1 protein-coding gene is annotated in these 277 nt (G+C 54.2%); it reads left to right on the forward strand.

The window, feature by feature from the left end:
* On the forward strand, positions 1-277 hold a 277-nt coding region (locus AC0L20_RS40965; protein WP_473295820.1), incomplete at both ends, for an HAD-IA family hydrolase.

Here is a 277-nt window from a genome sequence, read left to right on the forward strand (position 1 = left end):
GGCGCTTGAGCCCATCGCCGCCGAACGCGAAGCGTTCGCGACGTCAGTCAAGGACTGGCCGACATTCCCCGACTCGGCAGAAGCCCTGCGTTACCTGAAACAGCATTACAAGCTGGTTATTCTTTCCAACATCGACCGCACTGAATTCAAGTTCAGCGAAGCGAAGCTAGGGGTTGAATTCGATCATATCGTGACGGCTCAGGATGTAGGTTCCTACAAACCGAACCCGAATAACTTCACTTACATGATCGACCTGTTAGCCAAGGCCGGCATCGCG

Source organism: Bradyrhizobium sp. Kon58, from assembly GCF_055807455.1.